At 44.2% G+C, this 2199-nt stretch carries 2 protein-coding genes; both read right to left on the bottom strand.

What is annotated here, in order from left to right:
• Positions 1 to 63 precede the first annotated feature (63 nt).
• Positions 64 to 816: an IS21-like element helper ATPase IstB gene (gene istB / locus AAEZ18_RS18210; protein ID WP_089368257.1), complete on the bottom strand. Its 753-nt coding sequence runs from the start codon at positions 814 to 816 to the stop codon at positions 64 to 66.
• 81 nt (positions 817 to 897) lie between these two features.
• On the bottom strand, positions 898 to 2199 hold a 1302-nt coding region (gene istA, locus AAEZ18_RS18205), incomplete at its 5' end, for an IS21 family transposase (RefSeq protein ID WP_350595473.1).

Here is a 2199-nt window from a genome sequence, read left to right as displayed (position 1 = left end):
TATCTAGCGTCAATTAACTTGGCCGGTTCCGCGTCAATTATCTTGGCCGGTTGACACCGAATTTTATTTGCTCTTATTGAGCGCTGTTTTGCGTCGGTAACTTTCACCTTCGCAATGAATAATCGTTGCATGATGAACCAAGCGATCTATTGCCGCGACAGTCATCGTTGAATCATCAAATAGTTCATCCCATTGTTCGAATGATTTGTTTGATGTGATGATCATGCTGTGTCGCTCATAGCGATGGGCTATCAATTCAAACAGCACACTCGTTTCCTGTTCCGTTTTTCGAACGTAACCAACGTCATCAACGATTAATAAGCTGTATTTATCGAGCTTTACAAGCTCATCTTGCAAGCGTAAGTGTCGCTTTGCTTGCTGGAGTTGTTGAACAATCGCTGACGCGGCAACAAACTTAACTTTATGGCCCTGCTCGATAAGGCCATAACCGATGCTACTGGCGATATGCGTTTTACCAAGACCACTGGCGCCAAATAACAATATATTGCCACCGTACTTCAACCAATCCGGCTGATTTATTAAATCAGCAACAAGGGGCTTACTAACCCCATCAACAAGGGTAAAGTCGAAGCTGCTAAGGTGTTTACCCACGGGCAATTTTGCATCTTTTAAAAGCCGCTGAAGGCGTTTATCATCGCGTGTCGCAAGTTCAATATGGCACAGCTCAGATAAGTATTGCTGTGGGCTCCATTGTTCTTCTATCGCTTTTTTGCCCAGGGTATTCCACTGTTGAAGCATGGTGCTAAGCTTTAATTGTTTCAGCATTAAAGGTAAAGAGGCCGTGAAGTTATCCATGTAGACCTCCCGGTATCATGCTGCTATAAGCGCTCAAGCTGTGTTGCTTTATTGTTATTGTGGGTATGTTTGATGCAATCACTAAAAATTGCGCTTCACATTCTCGGATGGCCGGTAATTGTCGCTGAGTAATTGACGCTGAGTAATTGACGCTGCTACAAATCGTCCTAATTGACGTTCACACCCACTTTGCTTCGCTAAATGGAGCAATTTCACCATGTAATAGCTCGCTTCATCCGCTAAAAGGTGGGCATTAACGTATTCCCAAATAGCTTTGTAATTGTCGCTTGGAAGTAAGTCGTCACGTAGTTGTGAGTAGCGAAATGCCAATGGTTTTTTAACCAGTGCGTCAATAACATGCAAGTAACTAATATTACGTGCACGGCATCCTTTAGAAGCATAGACACGCGCTAACGTTTGAACTAAATCGCTGCCATAGTGCAGCTCTAAACGGTTGTCATATAAACGAACCAGTAATCGGCTACCAATAAGGCGTGACGGGACGCTATAGGTAACACGTTTCAATGAAATAGTACTCGTACGTGACACCGTTAGATAATGCTCGGTGTAATTGACGCTCATCGTCCGTGGTAAAGCATGTAATTGTCGCTGCTCTACTGCGTATTTATCACTTACACGGCGATTACGGCGAGCTACAATGTCGGCAACAAACGATTCATAGACTTCTCTTGTCTGAAAGTCATAACTACCACGGATTTTTAATGCTTGCTCCAGTTGCGATTTAAGATGCCCATGAGGGCTCTCAATAGCCCCATTTTCATGCGCAATACCGCGGTTATTGCGGGTCGCTTTAAAGCCATAATGGGTGACTAATTCATTAAAGCGCTCTGTAAAATCGTTATCATTAGTGTGATTACGATAGGCGGCACTCAGACTGTCTGTACGCACTTCTTTAGGCACACCGCCGGCTGCTTTAAATGCGTTTTGCACGCCATCAGAAAAAGCAGCAAAGCTTTCACCGCCGTAAATCACTTGGGCGTAAGCCCAGCCACTGGCGGGCATACGATAATGAAACAACATATGCTTTAAGGGTTCACTAGCAATGGTAACGGGTGACTTCACATGTGTAAAATCACACATACCTAATAGGCCATACTCGTGTGTTTGCAGGAATACGACCTCTTTACTTGAGCCATACAGTGCCCGCCATTTATGAATTCGACGCTCTAATGTACGCCGTGAGCTCGGGTTAAATTTGTCGGTGTGAAACTCGCAAAGGTGATCAAAAATTCCCACTGGAGTTAACGTTGCATCACCTTGAAGTAGAGGGACAACAATACTGTCCCAGATAGACTCAAGTGGATCTATACGCGTTCGCCATTGGCGTTTATTAGACAATGGCTGCTCATCCAGTTTATCAAT

It is taken from the genome of Pseudoalteromonas sp. 19-MNA-CIBAN-0066, assembly GCF_040308705.1.
GTDB lineage: Bacteria > Pseudomonadota > Gammaproteobacteria > Enterobacterales > Alteromonadaceae > Pseudoalteromonas > Pseudoalteromonas nigrifaciens.
This window is presented reverse-complemented; position numbering and strand designations above follow the sequence as displayed.

What these genes read in the sequence shown, in the direction of transcription:
- istB (WP_089368257.1), bottom strand. Translation starts at nt 816, where the DNA reads ATGGATAACTTCACGGCCTCTTTACCTTTAATGCTGAAACAATTAAAG.